At 66.3% G+C, this 24,554-nt stretch carries 23 protein-coding genes; 16 read left to right on the top strand and 7 right to left on the bottom strand.

The features are described from left to right. Nucleotides 1-27: 27 nt before the first annotated feature. Nucleotides 28-1,398, bottom strand: a complete 1,371-nt coding sequence (eat, locus tag CAG29_RS14365; protein ID WP_085585943.1) for an ethanolamine permease — start codon at nt 1,396-1,398, stop codon at nt 28-30. Nucleotides 1,399-1,600: 202 nt separating this feature from the next. Further along, entirely contained in the window at nt 1,601-3,121 is a 1,521-nt protein-coding gene (locus CAG29_RS14360) for an aldehyde dehydrogenase family protein (protein ID WP_085585945.1), read from the bottom strand. 328 nt (nt 3,122-3,449) lie between these two features. Here CAG29_RS14360 and CAG29_RS14355 point away from each other — a divergent pair, with 328 nt between their 5' ends. The 4 genes from CAG29_RS14355 (at nt 3,450) to CAG29_RS14340 (ending at nt 7,715) form a co-directional block, all read left to right on the top strand. After that, nucleotides 3,450-5,366, top strand: coding sequence for a sigma-54-dependent Fis family transcriptional regulator (locus CAG29_RS14355; protein WP_085656260.1), 1,917 nt, complete (start codon nt 3,450-3,452; stop codon nt 5,364-5,366). Nucleotides 5,367-5,459: 93 nt separating this feature from the next. Then, nucleotides 5,460-6,809: a UDP-N-acetylmuramate:L-alanyl-gamma-D-glutamyl-meso-diaminopimelate ligase gene (mpl, locus tag CAG29_RS14350; RefSeq protein ID WP_085585949.1), complete on the top strand. Its 1,350-nt coding sequence runs from the start codon at nt 5,460-5,462 to the stop codon at nt 6,807-6,809. Next, complete coding sequence (gene ubiX, locus CAG29_RS14345; protein WP_085585951.1) at nt 6,806-7,438, top strand: flavin prenyltransferase UbiX; 633 nt, start codon at nt 6,806-6,808, stop codon at nt 7,436-7,438. Before mpl ends, ubiX begins: the two co-directional genes overlap by 4 nt. After that, nucleotides 7,431-7,715 carry a YceK/YidQ family lipoprotein gene (locus CAG29_RS14340; protein WP_085585953.1) on the top strand — a complete coding sequence of 95 codons (285 nt, stop codon included), beginning with the start codon at nt 7,431-7,433 and terminating at the stop codon, nt 7,713-7,715. Before ubiX ends, CAG29_RS14340 begins: the two co-directional genes overlap by 8 nt. Nucleotides 7,716-7,889: 174 nt before the next feature. On the opposite strand, the gene CAG29_RS14335 is transcribed toward CAG29_RS14340, so the two are convergent. The 3 genes from CAG29_RS14335 to CAG29_RS14325 form a co-directional block, all read right to left on the bottom strand. After that, nucleotides 7,890-8,531 (bottom strand): oxidoreductase, encoded by a 642-nt coding sequence (locus tag CAG29_RS14335; protein WP_085585955.1) that lies wholly within the window; start codon nt 8,529-8,531, stop codon nt 7,890-7,892. A 27-nt stretch (nt 8,532-8,558) separates the two neighbouring features. Beyond that, a complete protein-coding gene (locus tag CAG29_RS14330; protein ID WP_085585957.1) occupies nt 8,559-10,295 on the bottom strand; it encodes a C13 family peptidase in 1,737 nt (578 codons plus the stop codon). 109 nt (nt 10,296-10,404) lie between these two features. Continuing rightward, complete coding sequence (locus CAG29_RS14325; RefSeq protein ID WP_085585959.1) at nt 10,405-10,860, bottom strand: MaoC family dehydratase; 456 nt, start codon at nt 10,858-10,860, stop codon at nt 10,405-10,407. Nucleotides 10,861-11,053: 193 nt separating this feature from the next. Between CAG29_RS14325 and CAG29_RS14320 the strand changes: the two genes are divergently transcribed. Genes CAG29_RS14320 through CAG29_RS14310 form a run of 3 tightly spaced genes read left to right on the top strand, consistent with a single transcriptional unit; the run spans nt 11,054 to nt 12,733 of the window. Next, nucleotides 11,054-11,416, top strand: coding sequence for a CidA/LrgA family protein (locus CAG29_RS14320; protein ID WP_085585961.1), 363 nt, complete (start codon nt 11,054-11,056; stop codon nt 11,414-11,416). After that, a complete protein-coding gene (locus tag CAG29_RS14315) occupies nt 11,416-12,132 on the top strand; it encodes an LrgB family protein (RefSeq protein WP_085632385.1) in 717 nt (238 codons plus the stop codon). The genes CAG29_RS14320 and CAG29_RS14315 overlap by 1 nt, the downstream gene beginning before the upstream one ends. 10 nt (nt 12,133-12,142) lie before the next feature. Next, on the top strand, nt 12,143-12,733 hold the full coding sequence (locus tag CAG29_RS14310; protein WP_085585965.1) for an LON peptidase substrate-binding domain-containing protein: 591 nt from the start codon (nt 12,143-12,145) through the stop codon (nt 12,731-12,733). Between the two features lie 17 nt (nt 12,734-12,750). Here the strand turns inward: CAG29_RS14310 and CAG29_RS14305 are convergent, their stop codons facing one another. Then, on the bottom strand, nt 12,751-14,067 hold the full coding sequence (locus tag CAG29_RS14305; protein ID WP_085585967.1) for a bifunctional DedA family/phosphatase PAP2 family protein: 1,317 nt from the start codon (nt 14,065-14,067) through the stop codon (nt 12,751-12,753). A 135-nt stretch (nt 14,068-14,202) separates the two neighbouring features. Next, nucleotides 14,203-14,901 (bottom strand): DNA-3-methyladenine glycosylase, encoded by a 699-nt coding sequence (locus tag CAG29_RS14300; protein WP_085585969.1) that lies wholly within the window; start codon nt 14,899-14,901, stop codon nt 14,203-14,205. A gap of 177 nt (nt 14,902-15,078) precedes the next feature. On the opposite strand from CAG29_RS14300, the gene CAG29_RS14295 reads away from it, so the two are divergent. From CAG29_RS14295 to CAG29_RS14255, 9 genes are all read left to right on the top strand, one after another. After that, nucleotides 15,079-16,350, top strand: coding sequence for a glutamate-5-semialdehyde dehydrogenase (locus CAG29_RS14295; RefSeq protein WP_085694675.1), 1,272 nt, complete (start codon nt 15,079-15,081; stop codon nt 16,348-16,350). Between the two features lies 1 nt (nt 16,351). After that, a complete protein-coding gene (gene nadD, locus CAG29_RS14290; protein ID WP_170930002.1) occupies nt 16,352-17,041 on the top strand; it encodes a nicotinate-nucleotide adenylyltransferase in 690 nt (229 codons plus the stop codon). A gap of 71 nt (nt 17,042-17,112) precedes the next feature. Continuing rightward, a complete protein-coding gene (rsfS, locus tag CAG29_RS14285) occupies nt 17,113-17,607 on the top strand; it encodes a ribosome silencing factor (RefSeq protein WP_085585975.1) in 495 nt (164 codons plus the stop codon). Between the two features lie 10 nt (nt 17,608-17,617). Beyond that, complete coding sequence (gene rlmH, locus CAG29_RS14280; protein ID WP_009051038.1) at nt 17,618-18,085, top strand: 23S rRNA (pseudouridine(1915)-N(3))-methyltransferase RlmH; 468 nt, start codon at nt 17,618-17,620, stop codon at nt 18,083-18,085. A 10-nt stretch (nt 18,086-18,095) separates the two neighbouring features. Beyond that, nucleotides 18,096-19,991, top strand: coding sequence for a penicillin-binding protein 2 (gene mrdA, locus CAG29_RS14275; protein WP_085585977.1), 1,896 nt, complete (start codon nt 18,096-18,098; stop codon nt 19,989-19,991). 31 nt (nt 19,992-20,022) lie between these two features. Further along, entirely contained in the window at nt 20,023-21,126 is a 1,104-nt protein-coding gene (gene rodA, locus CAG29_RS14270) for a rod shape-determining protein RodA (RefSeq protein WP_085586018.1), read from the top strand. Between the two features lie 17 nt (nt 21,127-21,143). After that, complete coding sequence (gene mltB, locus CAG29_RS14265; protein ID WP_085632381.1) at nt 21,144-22,154, top strand: lytic murein transglycosylase B; 1,011 nt, start codon at nt 21,144-21,146, stop codon at nt 22,152-22,154. Next, a complete protein-coding gene (locus CAG29_RS14260; RefSeq protein ID WP_085585981.1) occupies nt 22,154-23,164 on the top strand; it encodes a septal ring lytic transglycosylase RlpA family protein in 1,011 nt (336 codons plus the stop codon). Before mltB ends, CAG29_RS14260 begins: the two co-directional genes overlap by 1 nt. Nucleotides 23,165-23,353: 189 nt before the next feature. After that, the gene (locus CAG29_RS14255) at nt 23,354-24,511 is read left to right on the top strand and encodes a D-alanyl-D-alanine carboxypeptidase family protein (RefSeq protein ID WP_085632379.1); all 1,158 of its coding nucleotides are present in this window, start codon (nt 23,354-23,356) and stop codon (nt 24,509-24,511) included. Nucleotides 24,512-24,554: the final 43 nt, after the last annotated feature.

Raw genomic sequence — 24,554 nt, 5'->3', positions numbered from 1 at the left:
GGGCGCGCGGCCCGGTGCCGGTGCATCTCATACACCTTCGAGCATAGCGTCCGCCGGCGCTTCGGAACGTTGCTTGGCGGTCAGCTGGAAGTACAGGTAGCCGGCGGCCATGAACCCGAGGAACACGCAGCCGATCAGGGCGTTGAACCATGCCATTGCCACCAGGCACACCACCGCCAGGAACAGCGCGATGGCCGGCACCACCGGATAGCCCGGCGCGCGGAAGGTGCGCTCCAGGTTCGGTTCGGTGCGGCGCAGCTTGAACAGGCTGAGCATGCTGATGATGTACATCACGATGGCGCCGAACACCGACATGGTGATCATCGCCGCCGTCAGGCTCATGCCTTGCAGGTTGACCAGGCCGTCGCTGTAGATCGCGGCGATGCCGATGACGCCGCCGGCGATGATCGCCCGGTGCGGGGTCTGGAAGCGCGACAGCTTGGCCAGCCCCTTGGGCAGGTAGCCGGCGCGGGCGAGGGCGAAGAACTGGCGCGAGTAGCCGAGGATGATCCCGTGGAAGCTCGCCACCAGGCCGAACAGGCCGATCCACACCAGCATGTGCATCCAGGTCGAGTTGTTGCCCACCACCGCCTTCATCGCCTGAGGCAGCGGGTCGTTGATGTTCGACAGCTGGCGCCAGTCGCCGACGCCGCCGGCCATCACCATCACGCCGATGGCGAGGAACACCAGGGTCAGGATCCCGCTGACGTAGGCCCGCGGAATCGTGCGTTTGGGGTCCTTGGCTTCCTCGGCCGCCATGGCCGCGCCTTCGATGGCGAGGAAGAACCAGATCGCGAACGGGATGGCGGCGAAGATCCCCGGCACCGAGGCCAGGCTGAACTCGTTGGCGCCGGACCAGCCGTTGAGCACGAAGTTGCTGAAGCTGAAGCCCGGCGCGACCACGCCCATGAACACCAGCAGCTCGGCCACCGCCAGCACGGTGACCACCAGCTCGAAGGTGGCGGCGATGCTGACGCCGAGGATGTTCAGGGTCATGAACACGAAGTACGCGCCGACCGCCGCGACTTTCGGGTCGAGCCCCGGGTACTGCACGTTGAGGTAGGCGCCGATGGCCATGGCGATGGCCGGCGGGGCGAACACGAATTCGATCAGGGTGGCGATCCCGGCGATCAGCCCGCCTTTCTCGCCGAAGGCCCGGCGGCTGTAGGCGAACGGCCCGCCCGCATGAGGGATGGCGGTGGTCAGCTCGGTGAAGCTGAAGATGAAGCAGGTGTACATGGTCGCGACCATCAGGGCCGTGACCAGAAAGCCCAGGGTGCCGGCGGTGCCCCAGCCGTAGCTCCAGCCGAAGTACTCGCCGGAAATCACCAGGCCGACGGCGATGCCCCACAGGTGCAGGGTGCCGAGGGTGGGTTTGAGCTGTGTGGTGGAAGTCATAAGTCCTCTCTTCACTCTTTTTATTGTTCGGTCTGTTGGACTTTCAGGTGTGGCGCATGCAGGGCGGATCCTGGATGACGGGTACGCAAGGGCCGTGCCAGAGCGGCCAGTCCTTGGGTGGTGGTCATTCAGGGCGCCTCGCGGGCGTGCCCGCGAGGCGGTCGGGAAGGCGGCACCGGGGTTGCGGCGCCGCCCCGGTTCTTTAGAAGAAGCCCAGCGGATTGATGTCGTAGCTGACCAGCAGGTTCTTGGTTTGCTGGTAGTGGTCGAGCATCATCTTGTGGGTCTCACGGCCGACGCCGGACTTCTTGTACCCGCCGAACGCGGCGTGCGCCGGGTACAGGTGGTAGCAGTTGGTCCATACGCGGCCGGCCTTGATGCCGCGGCCCATGCGGTAGGCGCGGTTGATGTCGCGGGTCCAGACGCCGGCGCCGAGGCCGAACTCGGTGTCGTTGGCGATCGCCAGGGCTTCGGCTTCGTCCTTGAAGGTGGTGATGCTCACCACCGGGCCGAAGATTTCCTCCTGGAACACGCGCATCTTGTTGGTGCCCTTGAGCAGGGTCGGCTGGATGTAGTAGCCGGTCGACAGGCTGCCGTCGAGTTTTTCCACCTTGCCGCCGGTGAGCAGCTCGGCGCCTTCCTTCTCGGCGATCTCAAGGTAGGAGAGGATCTTGTCGAACTGTTGCTCGGACGCCTGGGCGCCGACCATGGTGTCGGTGTCCAGCGGGTCGCCGCGCTTGATCTGCTTGATCTTCTTCATCACCTCTTGCATGAACGCCGGGTAGATCGACTCCTGCACCAGGGCGCGGGAGGGGCAGGTGCAGACCTCGCCCTGGTTGAAGAACGCCAGCACCAGGCCTTCGGCGGCCTTCTCGATGAAGCTTTGCTCGGCCTGCATGATGTCTTCGAAGAAGATGTTCGGCGACTTGCCGCCCAGCTCCACGGTGGACGGAATGATGTTCTCGGCGGCGCACTTCATGATGTGCGAGCCGACCGGGGTCGAGCCGGTGAAGGCGATCTTGGCGATGCGCTTGCTGGTGGCCAGGGCTTCGCCGGCCTCTTTGCCGAACCCTTGCACCACGTTGAGCACGCCCGGCGGCAGCAGGTCGCCGATCAGTTCCATCAGCACGCTGATGCCCAGCGGCGTCTGCTCGGCAGGCTTGAGCACCACGCAGTTGCCGGCGGCCAGGGCCGGGGCGAGTTTCCAGGCGGCCATCAGCAGCGGGAAGTTCCACGGGATGATCTGGCCGACCACGCCCAGCGGCTCATGGATGTGATAGGCCACGGTGTTGCCGTCGATCTCGGCGGCGCTGCCTTCCTGGGCGCGCAGGCACCCGGCGAAGTAGCGGAAGTGGTCGGCGGCCAGCGGGATGTCGGCGTTGAGGGTCTCGCGGATGGCCTTGCCGTTGTCCCAGGTCTCGGTGATCGCCAGCAGTTCGAGGTTCTGTTCGATGCGGTCGGCGATCTTCAGCAGGATCAGCGAACGGGCCTGCGCCGAGGTGGCGCCCCAGGCATCGGCGGCGGCGTGGGCGGCGTCCAGGGCCTTGTCGATGTCTTCGGCGGTGGAACGCGGGAATTCGGCGATCGGTTGGCCGTTGACCGGCGAGGTGTTGGTGAAATACAGGCCTTTGACAGGCGCGACGAACTCGCCGCCGATGTAGTTTCCGTACTTGCTCTTGAACGAGACCTTGGCGCCTTCAGTACCCGGGTGAGCGTAACGCATGATGGTTTCTCCTTGCTTTTGTATTTGTCGGGAGGCGCATGTGCGCTTGCTTTAAGCGTAGAGCAAAGGTCGGGCCAGCGCCGTGCAAGTCAGGCAAATCAAGGTCTTGCGCCGGTTTTGCCGGACAGGCGGCCGGCGCTTGTGGCGATTGCGGTACAGGTGGCGTGACAGTTTGTACCGCCTGCGGCACAACCTGTGACCGGGCGGTTCCGCCAGCATTGCAAAGCGCCGGTGGCTGGAGGATGCTGGGCCTCGAATCGCCATGCAGGTCACTCTGCGATGAGGGTGCAAGCGCCTTCGCCGCAAGCCGCGGGGAGAACAATAAGAAATGCACGAAAACCATCTGAGCCGCCACGTCCGGCAGGTGCTCACCGTCACCCAGGGCAAGCCGCGCCTGCACGGGCCGGGCGCCGATCCGTCGATCGCCCGTTCGTGGCTGCGTTGCCTTGAGGACTACCACCTCGATCCGGCCCTGGCCATGGCGCCGACCGTGCTTGAGCACGGTCGCGTCCTCGAAAGCCGCGAACGCCTGCAGCAGGTGCTGCAGATCGCCGGCAACGAAATGAGCAGCCTGCACCAGCAACTGTCCGGCGCCGGCCATGCGGTGCTGCTGACCGACGCCCGCGGGGTGATCCTCAACTGCGTCACCGACCCGGCCGAACGCAAGAGCTTCGAACGCGCCGGGCTCTGGCTCGGCGCCGACTGGAGCGAAGCCTGCGAAGGCACCAACGGCATCGGCACCTGCCTTGTGGAGCGCCAGGCGCTGACCATTCACCAGGGCGAACACTTTCGCGGCCAGCACACCGGCCTGACCTGTTCCGCCAGCCCGGTGTTCGACCCCCACGGCGAGCTGCTGGCGGTGCTCGACGTGTCGTCGGCCCGGCCGGACGTCTCGCGCCAGAGCCAATTCCACACCATGGCGCTGGTCAACCTGTCGGCGAAGATGATCGAGAGCTGCTATTTCCTGCGCTGCTTCGACAATCAATGGCTGCTGCGCTTTCACTTGCAGGCCGAATCCGTCGGCCTGTTCAGCGAAGGTCTGCTGGCGTTCGACGGGGAAGGGCGGATCAGCGCGGTCAACCAGAGCGCGTTGAACCTGCTCGGGCACATCCGTGGCGGTCTGCTCGGCCAGCCGGTGGAGGCGTTCTTCGACTGTTCGCTGGATGAGCTGCTGGGCCGGGCCAGCGCCCACGCGAGCGCCAGTTGGCCGCTGCGCACCCGCGACGGGCGCCCTCTGTTCGCGGTGCTGCGGGGCGAGTCGCGCAGGCCGCTACCGGCCGTGCCGGCTCCGGTCAAGCCGCCGGCGCCGAGCCTGCCGGGCATTTGCCTGGGCGATGCCGGACTGCAAGCGGACTTTCGCAAGGCGTTGCGCGTCTTCGAGCGCGACGTGCCGCTGCTGATCAACGGCGAGACCGGTTCCGGCAAGGAGGCCGTGGCCAAGGCCGTGCACCTGGCCAGCCAGCGCGGCGCCAAGGCTTTCGTCGCCCTCAACTGCGCGGCGATCCCCGAAAGCCTGATCGAGAGCGAACTGTTCGGCTACCGCGGCGGCAGTTTCACCGGCGCCCGCAAGGAAGGCATGCGCGGCAAGCTGCAGCAGGCCGACGGCGGCACGCTGTTCCTGGACGAGATCGGCGACATGCCGCTGGCCTTGCAGACCCGCCTGCTGCGGGTGCTGGAGGACCGCCAGGTGGTGCCGATCGGCGGCGAGGCCGAGGCGGTCGATGTGCGGATCATCAGCGCCACCCACCGCAACCTGCTGGAGCGGGTCGAGGACGGCGGCTTTCGCGAGGACCTGTATTACCGGCTCAACGGTCTGGAGGTGACGTTGCCGGCATTGCGCGAGCGCAGCGACAAACCGCAGTTGCTGGACTTCCTGCTGGCCGAAGAGGCGGGCGGGGAGTCGGTCGTGATCGAAGAGGCGGCGCGTCAGGCGCTGCTGGCGTTCAACTGGCCGGGGAACGTGCGGCAACTGCGCAATGTGCTGCGCACCCTGGCGGCGTTGTGCGAGGACGGGCGGATCAGGCTGGACGACCTGCCGGCGATGATCCGCCAGGCGCGGCCTGCGGCGGTGCAACCGGTCGAGGCATTGTCCGGGCATCCGCTGGACGACGCGGAGCGGGTGGCCTTGCTCAGTGCGCTGGAGCAGACGCGCTGGCACATGACGCATGCGGCGCAGCAGCTGGGCATCAGCCGCAACACCCTGTACAGGAAAATGCGCAAGCACGGCATTGCCCGTTCCGCCTGACCGGTGGCGAGGGAGCTTGCTCCCCGCCACAAACACAAGGTGCCATTTGCCCCACCCTGCGCTACCCTGCGGCCATGTTTTACGAGGTCGACTATGCACATTCATATTCTGGGTATCTGCGGGACTTTCATGGGCTCGATGGCGGTTCTGGCCAAAGAGCTGGGCCATCACGTCACCGGCTCCGACGCCAACGTCTATCCGCCGATGAGCACGCAGCTCGAGGCCCAGGGCATTGAGCTGACCCAGGGCTACGACCCGGCGCAGCTCGATCCGGCGCCGGACCTGGTGGTGATCGGCAACGCCATGTCCCGTGGCAATCCGGCCGTGGAATATGTGCTGAACAAGGGCCTGCCGTATGTCTCCGGCCCGCAGTGGCTGGCCGACCACGTCCTCCAGGGCCGCTGGGTGCTGGCCGTCGCCGGCACCCACGGCAAGACCACCACCAGCAGCATGCTCGCCTGGGTGCTGGAGCACGCGGGCATGAGCCCGGGCTTCCTGATCGGCGGCGTGCCGCAGAACTTCTCGGTGTCCGCGCGGCTGGGCGGCACGCCGTTCTTCGTGATCGAGGCCGACGAGTACGACAGCGCCTTCTTCGACAAGCGCTCCAAGTTCGTCCACTACCGTCCGCGCACCGCGATCCTCAACAACCTTGAGTTCGATCACGCCGACATCTTCCCTGACCTGGCGGCCATCGAGCGGCAGTTCCACCACTTGGTTCGCACCATCCCGAGCGAAGGCCTGGTGATCCACCCGACCACCGAGCCTGCGTTGCAGCGGGTGATCGAGATGGGTTGCTGGACGCCGGTGCAGACCACCGGCGCCGGCGGCCAGTGGCAGGTCAAGCTGCTCAAGGACGACGGTTCGGCGTTCGAAGTGATGTTCGACGGCCAGTCCCAAGGCGTGGTCGAGTGGGAGCTGACCGGTCAGCACAACGTCGCCAACGCCCTGGCGACCCTCGCCGCCGCCCGCCATGTCGGCGTGGTGCCGTCGATGGCCATCGCCGGCCTGAGCGCGTTCAAGAGCGTCAAGCGCCGGATGGAGAAGGTCGCCGAGGTGCGCGGCATCACCATCTACGATGACTTCGCCCACCATCCGACCGCCATCGCCACCACCCTCGACGGCCTGCGCAAGCGCATCGGCGACGCGCCGCTGATCGCGATCATCGAACCGCGCTCCAACTCCATGAAGCTGGGCGCGCACCGCGACGGCCTGCCGGACAGCGTGACCGATGCCGACCAGGTGATCTGGTACGCGCCGGCCAACCTGGGCTGGGACCTGGCGGCCACGGCGGCGCAATGTTCGGTGCCGTCGGTCGTCAGCGATTCGCTGGAAGGCATCATCGAGCGTGTGAAGAGCCAGGCCCAGCCTGGCACCCACGTGGTCATCATGAGCAACGGCGGCTTCGGCGGCCTGCACGGCAAACTGGCCGAGGCGCTGAAATGAACAACGGCCCGGAACGCATCACCCTGGCGATGACCGGCGCGTCCGGCGCCCAGTACGGCCTGCGCCTGCTGGACTGCCTGGTGCGCGAGGACCGCGAGGTGCACTTCCTGATCTCCAAGGCCGCGCAACTGGTGATGGCCACCGAGACCGATGTGTCGCTGCCGGCCAAGCCGCAGATGATGCAGGCGTTCCTCACCGAGTACACCGGTGCCGCCGACGGGCAGATCCGCGTGTACGGCAAGGAAGACTGGATGTCGCCGGTGGCCTCGGGCTCCGGCGCGCCGGCGGCGATGGTGGTGGTGCCGTGCTCCACGGGCACCCTGTCGGCCATCGCCACCGGGGCCTGCAACAACCTGATCGAACGGGCGGCGGACGTGACCCTCAAGGAACGCCGCCAACTGATCCTGGTGCCGCGCGAAGCGCCTTATTCGAGCATTCACCTGGAACACATGCTCAAGCTGTCGAACATGGGCGTGACCATCCTGCCGGCCTCGCCGGGTTTCTATCACCAGCCGCAGACCATCGACGACCTGATCGACTTCGTGGTGGCGCGCATCCTCAACCTGCTGGGCATTCCCCAGGACATGCTGCCGCGCTGGGGCGAACATCACCTGAGCAGCGATGAATAAGCTGCTGGCGGTTCTGTTGGCGTTGCAGCTGACCGGCTGCGCCACCGCACGCACTCTGGACGCGGCCAAGCCGGGGGCGCCGGTGGTGTACGCCGGCACGCGGCTGGATCTGTATGCGATCAATGGCGGGTGCTGCGCGAAGGATCGGTTCGGGGCGGAGGCGCCGGGGTATCCCCAGGTGGACCTGCCGGCCAGCGCACTGCTCGACACGCTGTTGCTGCCGTTGTCGTTGCTGACGGTGATCGGCGTCGGGTTTCAGGCGACCGGGGGGCTGTAAGGCAGCGCTGCGCGCTCCATTCGCGGCTCCCCAGTGGGAGCCAGCCTGCTGGCGATGGCGTCAGTCCGGACACCACAGGTCAGGGGCAGGCAGTTGCTCCCACAGGTTTGGGCGTTGCGCTTTCCAATGTGGGAGCCAGCCTGCTGGCGATGGCGTCCTCGCAGACGCCGCCAATCACTTGCCGAGCTTTCTCAGCTCATCCGACTCGACCACCCGCACCCCGTCCTGTTCCTCCAGCGCCAGCCGCCACATCGCCCGGGCCAGTTGGCAGGCTTCGATGCCGCGGTACTTGCCGGGGATCAGTTTCGACAACGGCCCGGCGAGCTGCTCGCCCAGGCGCGGCTCGCTGCGGTCGCCCAGCAGCAGCGACGGCCGGCAGATGGTCAGTTGCGGCCAGTTCTGGGCGCGCAAGGCGTACTCCATCTCGCCCTTGACCCGGTTGTAGAAAATCGAGGATCTGCGGTCGGCCCCCAGCGCGCTGATCACGATCAGGTGCCGTGCGCCCATTTCCCGGGCACGTTTGGCGAAGGCCACGACCATGTCCAGGTCCACCGCGCGGAACGCCTCTTCGGAGCCGGCCTGCTTGATGGTGGTGCCCAGGCAGCAGTAGGCGATGTCGACCCGCCCGGAGAGCTGCGGCAGGAACGCCTGGGGATCACCGACGGGGTTTTCCAGGTGAGGATGCTCGGCCAGCGGCCGGCGTGAAGGGGCGAGCACTCGGGTGATCGTCGGCTCGTTGAGCAGGCGGTCGAGCAGATGTTCACCGGTCAACCCGGTGGCTCCGGCAAGCAAGACATGCTGAGGCGTCAAGTACATAGTGTCTCTCCCTTGATACTGTTCAGCTTAGTTGCTCTTTGTCGCCCCGTCGTTCAATGCAGCACTCTGCAACGCTTTTCTGGCCTGTTGCTTGCGCAGCTGCTGCCAGTGCGACAGCACGGTTTTCGGTGCCCAGATCTGTGGCTCCGACGCCTCGAAATTGTCCGCCAGCTCCCGTTCGGCGACGGTGGCCTTGGCCAGCTTGAAGGCCTGCTCCAGGTCGTCGGTCTGGTTCAGCGCCTGGGCGAACAGCGCGTCGCCGAAGTAGGTGAAGTTGGCTTCCTCCGAACAGCCGAACGACACGCGGTCGGCGCGCGAGGCGGTCATGATCAGCGTGCGTTCGTCCTTGAGCGCCGGAATGAAGCCGCCGGAATAGCACGCGGAAATGACGATGACCTTGTCGCGGTTCTTCAGCGGCGCCAGCACGGCGGCCAGTTCGTCGGCGGGCAGGTCGGCCAGTTCCATGCGCGGCTGGTCGAGCACCAGTTCGTGCTCGGCGGTGCCGTGGCTGGTGAGGTAGATGAACACCAGGTCTTCCGGGCCGCTGCGTTCGGCCAGGGTCTGGGCGGCGCGGCGCAGGTTCTCGCGGGTGGCCATCGGCCGGTCGCCGAGGTGGTCGCGGTGGTTGACCAGGCGGATCTGGCCGCGGGCGCCGAAGCGGCTGGCGAGCATGTTGGCGACGTAGTCGGACTCGCGCAGGAACACGCTCTGCTTGCCGTCGCCGCCCAAGGTCAGGGTGTACAGCTCCACGGCCGGGGTAGAGGCGGGCACGTTGCCCAGGGCGTCGTCGAGCAGCCGGCCCTGGGCCAGCAGACCCAGCTCGAGGGTGTCGGGCAACAGCTTGCCGTCGGCGTCGCGCACCCGCTGGCCGTTGACCCAGGTGCCGCTCAGGACGGTGCCGTCGGTGAGCACCAGGGTACCGCGCCCGGCGTAGCTGTCGCTGTCGAACTGGCCGATGTAGAAACTGCCGTCGGACAGGTTCAGGCGGCCCTGGCCACTGAAGCGCCAGTCATTGAAGTCACCGGTGTAATGGCTGCCGTCGGCGCCGATCAGTTCGCCCTTGCCGGTCAGCGCGCCTTCCTTGAACTGGCCGAGCCACACGTCGCCGTCGGCGTTCTCGTAGCGGCCCTTGCCGTGCAGTTGGTTGTTCTTGAAGCCGCCGACATAGATGTCGCCGTCGGCGCTGTTGAAAGTGCCGTTGCCTTCCAGCTGGCCGTTGACGAACCGGCCGGTGAACTGGTTGCCGCTGGCGTCGCCGCGCTGGCCTTCGCCGTTGGGCTTGCCGTTGGCGAACTGGCCCTGGTAGGAGCTGCCGTCGTCGAGTTCGAGGCGGCCGAGCCCTGCGTACTGGTCGGCCTTGAACTCGCCGCGGTAGGTCATGGCGTTTTCCTTCAGGGTGCCTTCGCCGTCGCGCCGGCCCAGCTTGAAGCCGCCGGTGTAGCTGCTGCCGTGGGTGGTCAGGGTGCCCTGGCCGTCGAACAGGCCCTGCCGGAACTGGCCGCGGTAGACCTCGCCGTTGCTGCCGTGCCATTCGCCCTGACCGTGCCACTGGCCCTTGTCGAACGCGCCGGCGTACCAGCTGCCGTTGGGGTAGTCGACCCGGCCCTGGCCCTGCAGCAGGCCGTTGACCAGCTCGCCGCGGTAGCGCCCGCCGTCCGGCAGGTGCGCATCGGCCGGCAGCAGCGATTCGCCATCGCCGCAGGCGGTGAGCATCAGGGCCAGGGCAAGGGGGGCAATCGGGGCAAGGGACACAAGTGAGCGCATGGCGGGTTCCGGGCAATTAGGCGACCGAGTATGCCGCAGCCGGGTGACCATATACAGCCGGGAGGCGGGGCGGATGCGAAACGGCGTGAGCCGCTTCGCATCCCGGTGCTCAGACGAAGCAGAGCGACAGCGGTTCGGCGATGTAGGCCGGTTTTTCCGAGCCTTCGATCTCCAGGGTGGCGTTGGCCTTGAGCAGCCACTGGCCGGGTTTCTTCTCGGTCACGTCAACCAGGTCGACCTTGAGCCGGACCTTGGAGTCGACCTTGACCGGCTGGATGAAACGCACGCTGTCCAGCCCGTAGTTGACCACCATCTTCACGCCCTGGGGCAGGATCAGGATGTCTTCCATCAGTTTGGGCATCAGCGACAGCGTCAGGAATCCGTGTGCGATGGTGCTGCCAAATGGCGTTTGCGCGGCTTTGACCGGGTCGACGTGGATGAACTGGAAATCCCCTGTGGCTTCGGCGAACAGGTTGATGCGCTCCTGATCGATGGTGAGCCATTCGGAACGTCCGAGTTCCTTGCCGACATAATCTTTGAGCTCTGCAACGGGAACATAGGGCATTGAGACTCTCCTTGGGTTCATCGGTTTTATCGTTTTTCAGGTGGGGGACATGACCGCCCTGCGAACCACTGTAGATCATCATGGCGATTTGCTCCGGTCAACCTGCCATGCTTTTGGCGAATGCCTGTGCATAGGCGCCGCATGCTTATAATGCCCCGCCCGTGCTTGGCGGGCGGTCGGACGGAGATGTCGGATGTTGCTACGTGGCCTGACCTGGCTGGTGCTGTTCCAATTGCTCGGCACGGCGCTCAACCATTTGCTGTTGCCGGTGCTGCCGGGGCCGATCATCGGCCTGCTGCTGTTGCTGGGGTTCCTCATCGTACGGGGCGAGGTCGGCGAGCCGCTGAGCCTGGCCGCCGGCAGCCTGCTGCGTTACCTGCCGTTGCTGCTGGTGCCGCCGGCGGTGGGGGTGATGGTGTACGCCGGCGCCATCGCCGCGGATTTCTGGGCCATCGTCGGTGCGCTGGTGGTGTCGCTGATCCTGTCCATGGCGTTCGCCGGGGTGCTGATGCAGCGCCTGGTCAAGCGTCACGCCGCCGGCACGGAGGAGTCCTGATGCTGTTCGACTGGCAAGGCGCCTGGGCGTCGGTGATCCACCATCCGCTGTTCGGCATCGGCGTCACCCTGGGGGCCTATCAACTGGTGCTGGCGGCGTTCGAGAAGACCCGCTGGATCTTCCTGCAACCGGTGCTGGTGTCGATGCTGCTGGTGATCGGCGTGCTGGTCGGCTGCGGCCTGACCTACGCCGAGTACCGCAAGAGCACCGAGATCCTCAGCATCCTGCTGGGGCCGGCGACCGTCGCGCTGGCGGTGCCGCTGTACCTGAACCTGCGGCGCATCCGCCAATTGTTCTGGCCGATCTTTACTACGCTGGTGATAGGCGGCGTGGTCGCCACCGGCATGGGCGTGGCGCTGGGCTGGTGGTTCGGCGCCGACCGCATGATCCTCATGACCATGGCGCCCAAGTCGGTGACCTCGCCGATCGCCATGCTGGTGGCCGAGCAGATCGGCGGCGTGGCGGCGCTGGCGGCGGTGTTCGTGCTGATCACCGGGGTTATCGGCGCGATCTTCGGCCCGGCGCTGCTCGACCGCCTCGGCGTGCGCAGCCCCGAGGCGCGCGGCATGGCGCTGGGCATGACGGCGCATGCGGTGGGCACGTCGGTGGCGTTGCAGGAAAGCGATGAGTGCGGCGCCTTCGCGGCGCTGGCGATGAGTCTGATGGGCGTGGCCACGGCGGTGTTCCTGCCGTTGGCGGTGTCGATGGTGGTGTAAGGATATGGCTATGAGTCTGCCGCTTTTCCCGCTGAACACAGTGCTGTTTCCCGGCTGCAACCTCGACTTGCAGATCTTCGAGGCGCGCTACCTGGACATGATCGGCCGCTGCATGAAACAGGGCGCAGGCTTCGGCGTGGTGTGCATCCTCGACGGCGACGAGGTCGGCGCCGCGCCGGAAGGCTTCGCCCGGGTCGGCTGCGAGGCGCGCATCACCGATTTCCAGCAGCAGGACAACGGCCTGCTGGGCATCCGCGTGCAGGGCGGGCGGCGCTTCCGGGTGCTGCGCAGCGAGGTGCAGCGCGACCAGTTGCTCGTCGCCGACATCGAATGGCTGGACGACGAGCCCGAGCAACCGCTGCAGGACGAGGACGCGGATCTGGTGGCCTTGCTCAAGGCGCTGGCCGAACACCCGATGGTCGAGGCGCTGGACATGGGCACCCACGCGGCGGGGCAGCAGTCGCTGGCCAATCAGCTGGCCTACCTGCTGCCGTTCGCCGAGGCGGACAAGCTGGACCTGCTCCAGCTCGACGACCCGCAGCAGCGGCTGGATGCGATCCAGGCGCTGCTCGATGAGCTGCAAGGCGAGCTGTTCGCTTGAGGGGCAGCGCCTGAAGGTCAGTAGGCGTAGCGCAGCATGACGTGGGGCAGGTGGCGCATGACGAACAGGCCGAACAGCGCCACCAGCGCCGGCAGCACCAGCCACCAGACTTTCTGCGGCATCGGCCCGAGCGGCGTCTGCCGCTGGATCAGCCACAGCCCCGCCGCGCACACGCACGCCGCCAGCATCGCACCGGCCAGCACATCCGTCGGCCAGTGCGCCCCCAGGTACACCCGCGACAGGGCGATGGCCATGGCCGGCAGGCAGCCGAGCAGCAGCCAGGTCAGGCGCATCCGCGGCGGCTGGCCTCGCCCGGCGAGCACCGCGAGGGTCAGGAACAGCGCGAACGAGCCCGAGGCATGACCGCTGGGCATGCTGTAGCTGGTCAGCGGATCGGTCAGCACCTCGGGGCGCAGACGGGCGAAGAAGTGCTTGGTGGCGGTGTTGGCCAGCGCGGTGACGAGCAGGGTGCCGCCGACGAATATCGCATGGCGCCATTGGCGCATCAGCAGCAACAGGCCGGTGAACAAGGCGCTGAACAGCAGCATGTTGCGGAACTCGCCGATCAGCGTGAAGGTGACGGCGATTTCGTCCAGGGCCGGCTGCCGGTGTTCCTGGATCAGCGTCATCACGCCCCGATCCAGGGCGGTGAGGTAGGGGTAGCCGATGAACAGGCCGATCAGGATCAGCAGGCTCATGCCGCCGATCCAGACGGTCGCGCGGCGATGGCGGCGCAGGCTGCTGTTGGCGCTCAGGCCCACCATCGCGGCGATGCTGCCAGCGACGATGCCGGCCTGCAGCCAGAAACCTTCGGGCAGCGGCAGGCGGATCGCCGCACCCGTGGCCCAGCCCGGCAGCAGATAGGCGACACTCCAGCCGGCGGCGGCCAGCAGGCTCACGGCGGCGAAGCGCGGGAAGGGCATGTCGCACATGCCGGCGACCATCGGCAGCATGGGCCGCAGCGGGCCGATGAACCGGCCCACCAGCAGGCTGGCGATGCCGTAGCGCTGGAAGTAGGTCTCGGCCCCGGCCATCCACTCCGGATGGTGGCGCAGCCCGGGCAGGCGCCGGATGTTCTGGTGGAAGTGGCGGCCCAGGTAATAGGAAACGGCGTCGCCCAGAATCCCGCCGAGAAAGCCCAGCAGCAGGGTTTCGCTCAAGGGCAGCGCGCCGCTGCCGGCCAGCACCGCCACGGTGAACAGCAGCACGGTGCCCGGCACGATGATCCCGGCGATCGCCAGGCACTCCACGAACGCGATGATCAACACCGCCGCCGCCAGCCACTGCGGGTTGGCCGCCAGCCATCCGGTCACGCTATCGAGCCATTGGCCCATTGCACATCACTCCATCCATTTCATGAGAATCCCTGTGGGGGCGAGCCTGCTCGCGATCACAGTGTGTCAGCAAGCGAGTGCGTCCGCGGACCCTGCGCCATCGCGAGCAGGCTCGCTCCTACAGGACATTGCTACTCAAGGCAGCAAATAGTAATCGCGCCCTTCGACCTGTCCCCGGCGCAGCGGGTTCCGGGTGCACCACTGCGCGTAGGCGGCGTCGACGAAGCGGTACATCAAATGCTCGTCGCGCCCGTGGGGAATGCCCAGCCGGGTGGTCTGGATGATGTGGGTCGGGGCCGGGCCGGTGTCTTCCACCAGCAGCACGTCGTGGTCGAAACGCTTGGCGTCCCACACCGGCACCTTCAGCCCCAGCGCCTTGCACAGCAGCGTCTGCCCGGCGCAGAGCTTTTGCGACGGGCGCGGCCGGCCCTGGGCGTCGGGGTTGTTCAGCAGCATCTGCGCCAGGCTGGCCGGCCCGCTGATCTCATCGACCCACGGATAGGCGGATTTGATCAGCACCGCGTTGCCGGGCCCCTGGGCGCTGAAGTTCAGCGAATCGCCGCCGCGGGCGTAGTACATATAGATGTGCCCGCCGTCCAGAAACAAAGCCTTACGCTTTTCTGTGTAGCCGAGGGAGGCGTGGCTGCCTTTTTCTTCGCAGTAATAGGCCTCGGTCTCGATGATCCGGGCGCTGAGCCACAGGTCGCCGACCCGGTGGCGGATGACTTTGCCCAACAGGTCCTGCGCCAGCGTCTGGGCGTCGCGGTCGAAGAAGGCGTCCGCAAGGCCGGCGGGCCGGGGCGCGGCGGGGAGGGGAACGGTCAGGTTGGACATGGCGGGCGGCGTTCATCCAGGCTCGGGAGGGCGCGATGATAACAATTTGGATCTTAATCACGGCTGAACGTCGGCAAATCCAAAGCGATTTCGACCATCCGCCCGTCACCGCTGTTAGTCCCGGGACGCGACAGCTATAATCTGCCGCTTTCCTCTTTGCCAAGACCCCAGCAGACCATGACTGAGTCCGTTCTTGACTACATGACCCGATTGGGTCGCGCCGCCCGCGAAGCGTCCCGGGTCATCGGCCGTGCCGGCACCGCGCAGAAGAACCGCGCCCTGCTGGCTGCCGCCAATGCCCTGGACGCCGCCCGCGCCGAGCTTGCGGCAGCCAACGAACAGGACCTGGCCGCCGGTCGCGACAACGGCCTGGAGCCGGCGCTGCTGGAACGTCTGGAACTGACCCCGGCGCGCATCGACGGCATGATCACCGGCCTGCGCCAGGTGGCGGCATTGCCCGATCCCGTGGGTGCGATCCGGGACATGAGCTTCCGTCCGTCGGGCATCCAGGTCGGCAAGATGCGCGTGCCGCTGGGCGTGATCGGGATCATCTACGAGTCCCGGCCGAACGTGACCATCGACGCCGCCAGCCTGTGCCTGAAGTCCGGCAACGCGACCATCCTGCGCGGCGGCTCCGAGGCGATCCACTCCAACCGCGCCATCGCCGCCTGCATCCAGCGCGGCCTGGCCGAAGCCGACCTGCCGCCTGCCGTGGTGCAGGTGGTCGAGACCACCGACCGCGCCGCCGTCGGCGCGCTGATCGCCATGCCCGAACACGTCGATGTGATCGTGCCGCGCGGCGGCCGTGGCCTGATCGAGCGCATCAGCCGCGATGCCCGGGTGCCGGTGATCAAGCACCTGGACGGCATCTGCCACGTCTACGTCGGCGAGCACGCCGATCTGGCCAAGGCCGAGCGCATCGCCTTCAACGCCAAGACCTACCGCTACGGCATCTGCGGCGCCATGGAGACCCTGCTGGTCGACCAGGCCGTCGCGAAGGACTTCCTGCCATCGATGGCCGCCCGCTTTCGCGAGAAGGGCGTCGAGCTGCGCGGTTGCGAGCGCACCCGCGCGATCATCGACGCGGTGGCGGCCACCGAAGACGACTGGAGCACCGAGTACCTGGCGCCGATCCTGTCGGTGCGCGTCGTCGACGGCCTGGACCAGGCCATCGAGCACATCAACCATTACGGCTCCCACCACACCGACTCGATCGTCAGCGAGCACCTTGCCGACACCCGGCGGTTCGTGGCGGAAGTCGACTCGGCGTCGGTGATGATCAACACCCCGACCTGCTTCGCCGACGGTTTCGAATACGGATTGGGTGCCGAGATCGGCATTTCTACTGATAAGCTGCACGCCCGCGGCCCGGTGGGTCTCGAAGGCCTGACCTGCGAGAAGTACATCGTGGTCGGTGATGGCCAGTTGCGCGGCCAGGCGACGGTCTGACTTGTCCGACCTCGACCCTAAAGCGCCGCTGCCCGCCAGCGAATCCCGACCCCGGCGCATCGGCGTACTGGGCGGCACGTTCGACCCGGTGCACGTCGGCCATCTGCGCGGTGCGCTGGAAGTCGCCGATGCCCTGGGCCTCGACGAGCTGCGCCTGACGCCCAGCGCCCGGCCGCCGCACCGCGATGCGCCGCAGGTGTCGGCGCAGGACCGGCTGGCGATGGTCGAATGCGCGGTGGCCGGCGTGCCGCCGCTGGTGGTGGACGCCCGCGAACTGCAGCGGGACAAGCCGTCCTGGACCATCGACACCCTGGAGTCGATGCGCGCCGAAATGGCCGCGGAGACCCAGGTTTTCCTGCTTTTGGGCTGGGACGCGTTTTGCGGCCTGCCCACTTGGCACCGCTGGAGCGAACTGCTCCAGCATTGCCACATCCTGGTGCTTCAGCGCCCGGACGCCGACAGCGAGCCGCCGGATGCCTTGCGCAACCTGCTGGCGGCGCGCTCGGTGAGCGACCCGCAGGCCCTCAAGGGGCCGAGCGGACAGATTGCATTCGTCTGGCAGACACCGCTCGCGGTGTCCGCCACCCAGATCCGTCAACTGCTGGCCAGCGGTAAGTCGGTACGTTTCCTGGTGCCCGACGCGGTCCTGGCCTACATCGATGCGCACGGTCTGTACCGTGCGTCGAACTGAACAAGGCGTGCTTCACTGATACGCACCGGCGTATCCCGAACCGCCGAACACATGAGCAAAACGAGTTTTATATGACCAACAACGACGTAAACAAAATCAAGCGCAAAGGCACGTTCAAGAGTGCCCCGCTGCCGGAGCCGACCGTGAGCGCCGAGCCGCTGAAGGGCGACGAGCTGGTCAAGGTCGCCGTGGCGGCCCTGGAAGACGTCAAGGCCCAGGACATCCAGGTCATCGACGTGCGCGACAAGCAGAGCATCACCGACTACATGGTGATCGCGACCGGTACCTCCAACCGCCAGATCAACGCGATGCTGGAAAAGGTCCGCGAAGAGGTCAAGAAGAACGGCGCCCGTCCGCTGGGCGAAGAAGGCAAGGGCGACAGCGACTGGGTGCTGCTGGACCTGGACCTGGTGATCGTGCACATGATGACCGCCTCGGCCCGTCAGTTCTACGACCTGGAGCGCCTGTGGGCCGGTGCCGAGCAGAGCCGTGCGGCCGACGCCAAGCACCACAGCCCGGAAAACACCCACGAGCATTTCGCCAAGCTCAACAAAGACCAGCAGTAAGGTAAGCGCTGTGCGACTGCGACTGATCGCCGTCGGTTCACGCATGCCCAAGTGGGTGGAAGAAGGCTGGCATGAGTATGCCAAGCGTCTTCCGTCCGAGCTGGCGCTGGAACTGGTGGAAATTCCGCTCAATACCCGTGGCAAGAATGCCGACGTGGCCCGTTTCATCCGTCAGGAAGGCGAAGCCATGCTGGCCAAGGTCGGGCAGAACGAGCGGATCGTCACCCTCGAAGTCCACGGCAAGCCGTGGAGCACCGAGCAGCTGGCGGTCGAACTGGACCGCTGGCGGCTGGACTCGCGCACCGTCAACTTCATGGTCGGCGGCCCGGAAGGGTTGGCGCCGGAAGTCTGCGCGCGGGCCGACCAGCGCTGGTCGCTGTCGCCGTTGACCTTGCCGCACCCGCTGGTGCGCATCCTCATCGGCGAACAGCTGTACCGTGCCTGGACCGTGCTGTCCGGCCACCCTTACCACAAGTAATCCAGCCCTCATGTCTCAGCCGATCCGCATCAAGGACCACGAAAAAGACGCACGTCTGGTGCGCAGCCGCGTCGTGTTCGGGGCCATTGCGATCGTCATGCTGATCGGCGTGCTGATTGCGCGGCTGTATTACCTGCAGGTGATCCAGTACGAGTACCACTCGACGCTGTCGGAGAACAACCGCGTCCACGTCCAGCCGATCCCGCCGACCCGCGGCCTGATCTTCGACCGCAACGGCGTGGTGGTGGCGGACAACCGCCCCAGCTTCAGCCTGAGCATGACCCGCGAGCGCTCCGGCGACTGGCAGCAGGTGCTCGACGTGATCGTCGAAGTGCTGGAGCTGACGCCCGAAGACCGGGTGATCTTCGAGAAACGCATGCGCCAGGGGCGCCGGCCGTTCGAGCCGGTGCCGATCCTGTTCGAGCTGACCGAGGAGCAGATCGCCCGGATCGCGGTGAACCAGTTCCGCCTGCCGGGCGTGGAAGTGGTCGCGCAGCTGGTCCGCCACTATCCCCAGGGCGCGCATTTCGCGCACTCGGTGGGCTACATGGGGCGGATCAACGAGAAAGAGCTCAAGACCCTCGACCCGGTCAACTACAGCGGCACCCACCACATCGGCAAGACCGGCATCGAGCGCTTCTACGAGGCCGAGCTGCACGGCCAGGTGGGTTACGAGGAAGTCGAGACCAACGCCCGGGGCCGCGTACTGCGGGTGCTCAAGCGCACCGATCCGGTGCCGGGCAAGGACATCGTCCTGAGCCTCGACATCAAGCTGCAGGAAGCTGCCGAAGCGGCGCTGGGCGGCCGCCGCGGCGCCGTGGTGGCGCTGGATCCGCGCACCGGCGAGGTGCTGGCGATGGTCAGCCAGCCGAGCTTCGACCCGAACCTGTTCGTCACCGGCATCAGCTTCAAGGCCTATGCCGAGCTGCGCGACTCCATCGACCGGCCGCTGTTCAACCGCGTGCTGCGCGGCCTGTACCCGCCGGGCTCGACCATCAAGCCGGCGGTGGCCATCGCCGGCCTCGACGCGGGCGTAGTGACGGCGACCAGCCGGGTGTTCGACCCGGGCTACTACATGCTGCCCAACTACGATCACAAGTACCGCAACTGGAACCGCACAGGTGACGGCTTCGTGGACCTGGACACGGCGATCATGCGTTCCAACGACACCTACTTCTATGACCTGGCGCACAAGCTGGGCATCGACCGGCTGTCCGCCTACATGAACAAGTTCGGCATCGGCCAGAAGGTCTCGCTGGACATGTTCGAAGAATCTCCCGGCCTGATGCCGTCCCGCGAGTGGAAGCGGGCGACCCGCCGTCAGGCCTGGTTCCCCGGCGAGACCCTGATCCTGGGGATCGGCCAGGGCTACATGCAGTCCACGCCGCTGCAACTGGCCCAGGCCACGGCGCTGGTGGCCAACAAGGGCGTGTGGAACCGCCCGCACCTGGCCAAGACCATCGAGGGCGAGAAGCCCAAGGACGAGAATCCGATGCCGGACATCGTCCTGCGCGACCCGTCGGACTGGGCCAAGGTCAACCACGGCATGCAGCAGGTGATGCACGGTGCCCGGGGCACCGCGCGCAAGGCGTCCATCGGCGCCCAGTACCGGATCGCCGGCAAGTCGGGTACGGCCCAGGTGGTCGCGATCAAGCAGGGCGAGAAGTACGACCGCTCCAAGGTGCAGGAGCGCCACCGCGACCACGCCTTGTTCGTGGGCTTCGCCCCGGCGGACGATCCCAGGATCGTGGTGTCGGTGATGGTCGAGAACGGTGAGTCCGGCTCCGGCGTCGCGGCGCCGGTGGTGCGTCAGGTCATGGATGCCTGGCTTCTGGATCAGGACGGACGGTTGAAGGCCGAATACGCCAGCCCTATCAGTGCGGAGGCTACGGCCCGTGAAGAATAATTTCGATCGCATGCTCTCCAGCGAGGATGTGATGCGTCGCCGCGCGACGCTGCTGCAACGCCTGCACATCGACGGCCCGTTGCTGGTGCTGCTGCTGATCCTGGCCGCCGGCAGCCTGTTCGTGCTGTATTCGGCCAGCGGCAAGAGCTGGGACCTGCTGGGCAAGCAGGCCACCTCGTTCGGCATCGGCCTGGTGTCGATGATCGTCATCGCCCAGTTCGAGCCGCGGTTCATGGCGCGCTGGGTGCCGCTGGGCTACGTGGTCGGGGTGGTGCTGCTGATGGTGGTGGACATCATGGGCCACAACGCCATGGGCGCCACGCGCTGGATCAACATCCCCGGGGTGATCCGCTTCCAGCCGTCCGAGTTCATGAAGATCCTGATGCCGGCGACCATCGCCTGGTACCTGTCCAAGCGCACGCTGCCGCCGCAGCTCAAGCACGTGGGCATCAGCCTGCTGCTGATCGGCGTGCCGTTCGTGCTGATCGTGCGCCAGCCGGACCTGGGCACCTCGCTGCTGATCCTGGCCGGCGGTGCGTTCGTGCTGTTCATGGGCGGCCTGCGCTGGCGCTGGATCCTCAGCGTGCTGGCCGCGGCCGTGCCGGTGGCGGTCGCCATGTGGTTCTTCATCATGCACGACTACCAGAAGCAGCGGATCCTGACCTTCCTCGACCCGGAAAGCGACCCGCTGGGCACCGGCTGGAACATCATCCAGTCCAAGGCCGCCATCGGTTCCGGCGGCGTGTTCGGCAAGGGCTGGCTGCTGGGCACCCAGTCGCACCTGGACTTCCTGCCGGAAAGCCACACCGACTTCATCATTGCGGTGCTGGGCGAAGAGTTCGGCCTGGTGGGGATCTGCGCGCTGCTGCTGATCTACCTGCTGCTGATCGGCCGCGGGCTGGTGATCACCGCCCAGGCGCAGACGCTGTTCGGCAAGCTGCTGGCCGGTGCGCTGACCATGACGTTCTTCGTCTATGTGTTCGTCAACATCGGCATGGTCAGCGGCCTGCTGCCGGTGGTGGGGGTGCCGTTGCCGTTCATTAGCTACGGAGGAACTTCGCTGGTGACGCTGCTGTCAGCGTTTGGGGTTTTGATGTCGATCCATACCCACCGCAAGTGGATCGCACAGGTTTGAATAAGGTGAACAGTTCAATGCAAGCAATGCGTGGCTGGGCGACCCGGCACATGCCGTGGGTCGGCCTGGTGGGCATCCTTGGCGGCGCGCAGGAAGCGCTGGCCGGTGATTACGAGGGCTCGCCCCAGGTGGCCGAGTTCGTCGGCGAGATGACCCGCGACTACGGTTTCGCCGGCGAGCAGCTGATGGCGGTGTTCCGCGAGGCCGAGCGCAAGCAGTCGATCCTCGATGCCATTTCCAAGCCCGCCGAGCGGGTCAAGCAATGGAAGGAATACCGGCCGATGTTCCTCACCGACGCGCGCATCGCCCGCGGGGTGGACTTCTGGCGCCAGCACGAGGCCACCCTGGCCCGCGCCGAGCAGGAATACGGCGTTCCGGCCCAGGTGATCGTGTCGATCATCGGCGTTGAGACCTTTTTCGGACGCAATACCGGCAATTTCCGGGTGATCGATGCCTTGTCCACCCTCGGATTCGACTATCCTCCCCGTGCCGAGTTTTTCCGCAAGGAGCTGCGCGAGTTCCTCCTGCTGGCCCGTGAGGAACAGGTCGACCCGTTGACGCTCAAGGGCTCCTACGCCGGCGCCATGGGCCTGCCGCAGTTCATGCCGAGCAGTTTCCGCGCCTATGCGGTGGATTTCGACGGCGACGGCCACATCAACATCTGGAACAACCCGGACGATGCGATCGGCAGCGTCGCCAGCTATTTCAAGCGTCACGGCTGGGTCGCCGGCGAGCCGGTGGTGAGCCGGGCGGACGTGCGGGGCGAGCAGGTGGACGAAGGTCTGACCGCCGGCATCGAGCCGACGAAAACCGTCGGGGAGTTGCGGGCGCTGGGCTGGTCGAGTCATGATGCGCTGCGCGACGACATGCCGGTCACCGCGTTCCGCCTCGAAGGCGACAACGGCCCCGAATACTGGATGGGCCTGAAGAATTTCTACGCGATCACGCGTTATAACCGCAGCGTGATGTACGCCATGGCCGTACATCAACTGTCTGAACAGCTGGTACAAGCACGGGGCGTCAAGTAATGCGGGCATTGCCTATCAACAAACCCCTGAAGCTGGTGGCATTCGCTGCGTTGGCGGTGCTGGTCGCCAGCTGTTCGACCAGCCGTTCGCCCGCTCAGAAGTCCGCCTCCAACAGCGTCCGCTCGCAGCCGGGCCTGGACATCAACCGGGCCCACAAGGACGGCGCGCCGTGGTGGGACGTCGACGTGTCGCGCATCCCGGACGCCACGCCGACCCTGCACACCGGCCCCTACAAGGCCAACCCGTACACGGTGCTGGGCAAGACCTACTTCCCGCTGCAGGAATCCAAGACCTATGTCGCCCAGGGCACCGCGTCCTGGTACGGCACCAAGTTCCACGGCCAGAACACCGCCAACGGCGAGGTGTATGACCTGTACGGCATGAGCGCCGCGCACAAGACCCTGCCGCTGCCCAGCTATGTGCGGGTGACCAACCTGGACAACAACAAGAGCGTGATCCTGCGGGTCAATGACCGCGGGCCGTTCTATTCGGACCGGATCATCGACCTCTCCTACGCGGCCGCCAAGAAGCTCGGCTACGCCGAAATCGGCACCGCGCGGGTCAAGGTCGAAGGCATCGACCCGCAGCAGTGGTGGGCCGCCAAGGGCCGTCCGGCGCCTCTGATGCTCAACGAGCCGCAAGTGGCGCAGAATGCCGCCCCGGCGATCACGGCTTCGGCCGGCACCGTCGAGCAGTGGACGCCTCCGCCGCAGCAGCACGCCGCGGCCGTCGTGCCGGTTCAGCTCGATGCAAAAAAAAACGCTTCTGCAACAGCGTCTGGCCAGTATCTGCAGGTGGGCGCGTTCGCCAACCCGGACGCTGCAGAACTCCTGAGGTCGAAGCTCAGCGGGATGGTGAGCGCTCCGGTGTTCATCAGTTCGATCGTGCGCAATCAGCAGACCCTGCACCGGGTGCGGCTGGGGCCGATCGGATCGCCGGGTGAGATCGCCCAGGTGCAGAACAGCGTGCGCCTGGCCAACCTCGGTTCGCCGAGCGTGGTCACCGAGTAAAAAACGTAGGACTTGATTGACGGTTCACTTGCGGTTTCGGGGGGTGGACCAGGTTGTTGGCTCGTCGAAGAACAAAAGCCCGGCAAGGGTGACTGGAGTGAGCAACTGAACACGCGATGGCCCGATGAGAAGGCCATCTGATTAGTTTTGCCCGCAAGGGCAGTTTCCATTAGCGATTTCGAGAGACGGATGAACATCACCACCTTTGCCAAACGCCTGTGCCTGCTAGTCCCGCTGCTCCTCTCGCCTGCCGCCTTCGCGGCCGAGATGATGCCGTCGCCGCCGCAACTGGCCGCCAAATCCTACGTGCTCATGGACGCCAGCAGCGGCAACGTGCTGGTGGAGAACAACGGTGACCAGCGCCTGCCGCCGGCCAGCCTGACCAAGCTGATGACCGCGTACATCGCCACGCTGGAGATCCGTCGCGGCCAGATCGGCGAGAACGATCCGGTGACCGTCAGCGAGAACGCCTGGCGCACCGGCGGTTCGCGGATGTTCATCAAGGTCGGCTCCCAGGTGACCGTCAGCGACCTGCTGCACGGCATCATCATCCAGTCGGGCAACGACGCCAGCGTCGCGGTGGCCGAGCACATCGCCGGCAGCGAAGACGCGTTCGCCGACCTGATGAACAAGACCGTCGCCGACCTGGGCATGACCAACACCCACTTCATGAACCCGACCGGCCTGCCGAACCCTGAGCACTACTCGTCGGCCCATGACATGGCGATCCTGGCCCGCGCGATCATCCACGAAGATCCGGCGCACTACGCCATCTACTCCCAGAAGGAGTTCTTCTGGAACGGCATCAAGCAGCCTAACCGCAACCTGCTGCTGTGGCGCGACAAGACCGTCGACGGCCTGAAGACCGGCCACACCGACGAAGCCGGCTACTGCATGGTGTCCTCGGCCGTGCGCGACGGCATGCGCCTGATCGCGGTGGTGTTCGGCACCAACAGCGAAGTGGCCCGCGCCGCCGAGACCCAGAAGCTGCTGACCTACGGTTTCCGCTTCTTCGAAACCCAGACCTTCTACCAGAAGGGCACCGAACTGGCCCAGGCGCCGGTCTGGAAGGGCACCACCGGTCAGGTCAAGGCCGGCCTGGCCCAGGACCTGACCATGACCCTGCCGAAAGGCCAGCTGAAGAAGCTCGCCGCCAGCATGACCATGAACCCGCAACTGACCGCGCCGATCGCCAAGGGCGACGTGATCGGTAAAGTCGAAGTGAAACTGGACGACAAGGTGGTGCACAGCGCCGACCTGATCGCCCTGGACGCTGTCGAGGAGGGTGGTATCTTCCGCCGCATGTGGGATAGCATCCGTCTATTCTTCTACGGCTTGTTCAACTGATCCCAGTGTTGACCTGCATGGCCCCGCCCCGAACCCGGAGCGG

Origin of the sequence: Pseudomonas sp. B7(2017) (assembly GCF_002112745.1) — a bacterium.
Lineage (GTDB): Bacteria > Pseudomonadota > Gammaproteobacteria > Pseudomonadales > Pseudomonadaceae > Aquipseudomonas > Aquipseudomonas ekonensis.
The sequence above is the reverse complement of the archived record's forward strand: the minus strand, read 5'-3'. Positions and strand labels throughout refer to the sequence as shown.

Coding starts and splice junctions, on each gene's coding strand:
- CAG29_RS14340 (WP_085585953.1), top strand. CDS start 7,431: ATGAATAAGCTGCTGGCGGTTCTGTTGGCGTTGCAGCTGACCGGCTGC.
- mltB (WP_085632381.1), top strand. CDS start 21,144: ATGCAAGCAATGCGTGGCTGGGCGACCCGGCACATGCCGTGGGTCGGC.
- CAG29_RS14355 (WP_085656260.1), top strand. CDS start 3,450: ATGCACGAAAACCATCTGAGCCGCCACGTCCGGCAGGTGCTCACCGTC.
- CAG29_RS14305 (WP_085585967.1), bottom strand. CDS start 14,067: ATGGGCCAATGGCTCGATAGCGTGACCGGATGGCTGGCGGCCAACCCG.
- CAG29_RS14310 (WP_085585965.1), top strand. CDS start 12,143: ATGAGTCTGCCGCTTTTCCCGCTGAACACAGTGCTGTTTCCCGGCTGC.
- CAG29_RS14335 (WP_085585955.1), bottom strand. CDS start 8,531: ATGTACTTGACGCCTCAGCATGTCTTGCTTGCCGGAGCCACCGGGTTG.
- mrdA (WP_085585977.1), top strand. CDS start 18,096: ATGTCTCAGCCGATCCGCATCAAGGACCACGAAAAAGACGCACGTCTG.
- CAG29_RS14325 (WP_085585959.1), bottom strand. CDS start 10,860: ATGCCCTATGTTCCCGTTGCAGAGCTCAAAGATTATGTCGGCAAGGAA.
- ubiX (WP_085585951.1), top strand. CDS start 6,806: ATGAACAACGGCCCGGAACGCATCACCCTGGCGATGACCGGCGCGTCC.
- CAG29_RS14255 (WP_085632379.1), top strand. CDS start 23,354: ATGAACATCACCACCTTTGCCAAACGCCTGTGCCTGCTAGTCCCGCTG.
- rodA (WP_085586018.1), top strand. CDS start 20,023: ATGCGTCGCCGCGCGACGCTGCTGCAACGCCTGCACATCGACGGCCCG.
- eat (WP_085585943.1), bottom strand. CDS start 1,398: ATGACTTCCACCACACAGCTCAAACCCACCCTCGGCACCCTGCACCTG.
- CAG29_RS14360 (WP_085585945.1), bottom strand. CDS start 3,121: ATGCGTTACGCTCACCCGGGTACTGAAGGCGCCAAGGTCTCGTTCAAG.
- CAG29_RS14260 (WP_085585981.1), top strand. CDS start 22,154: ATGCGGGCATTGCCTATCAACAAACCCCTGAAGCTGGTGGCATTCGCT.
- CAG29_RS14320 (WP_085585961.1), top strand. CDS start 11,054: ATGTTGCTACGTGGCCTGACCTGGCTGGTGCTGTTCCAATTGCTCGGC.
- CAG29_RS14300 (WP_085585969.1), bottom strand. CDS start 14,901: ATGTCCAACCTGACCGTTCCCCTCCCCGCCGCGCCCCGGCCCGCCGGC.
- CAG29_RS14315 (WP_085632385.1), top strand. CDS start 11,416: ATGCTGTTCGACTGGCAAGGCGCCTGGGCGTCGGTGATCCACCATCCG.
- CAG29_RS14295 (WP_085694675.1), top strand. CDS start 15,079: ATGACTGAGTCCGTTCTTGACTACATGACCCGATTGGGTCGCGCCGCC.
- mpl (WP_085585949.1), top strand. CDS start 5,460: ATGCACATTCATATTCTGGGTATCTGCGGGACTTTCATGGGCTCGATG.
- CAG29_RS14330 (WP_085585957.1), bottom strand. CDS start 10,295: ATGCGCTCACTTGTGTCCCTTGCCCCGATTGCCCCCCTTGCCCTGGCC.
- rsfS (WP_085585975.1), top strand. CDS start 17,113: ATGACCAACAACGACGTAAACAAAATCAAGCGCAAAGGCACGTTCAAG.